General features: G+C 62.9%; 1 protein-coding gene. It reads left to right on the plus strand.

Annotated features, from left to right (window positions below; translation table 11 throughout):
* Positions 1 to 32: 32 nt before the first annotated feature.
* Positions 33 to 490 (plus strand): Mur ligase family protein (locus ACU8YE_RS24595; RefSeq protein WP_446930040.1); only part of this gene is annotated, 458 nt, incomplete at its 3' end.

Raw genomic sequence — 490 nt, forward strand, 5'->3', positions numbered from 1 at the left:
GCTCAGGAGCGTCCATCCGAGGTCGGGTGGCAATGAAACTGGCCCCCAGGGCCTTGCCCGAACTCTTGGCGGGACGTCGCATCGCAAGCGTCACCGGGACCAACGGCAAGACCACGACGACCCACTTCCTCACTGCCGCAGTGCGGGCCGGGACCTCCGACAGTCAGCGGTCCGTCGTCACCAACGCTGACGGTGCAAACCTGCATCACGGCATCGTCTCAGCTCTGGGACAAGCTCCTGACGCCACTATCGCGGTGCTGGAGACCGACGAACGAGTCGTCGCTGATGTCGTAGCAATGGGCTCCCCGGAGGTGCTGGTGCTGCTCAACTTCAGCCGCGACCAGCTTGACCGCAATCACGAGCTGACTTTCCTGGGTCGTGATTGGCGGGTGGCCCTCGAGAAGGCAGCCGAACGCGGACCGACAGTGGTTGCTAATGCCTGCGACCCACTCATCGTGTGGGTGTGTCAAAAAGCTCGTCACGTCATTTG

The sequence above is a fragment of the Ralstonia sp. VS2407 genome (genome assembly GCF_052950655.1).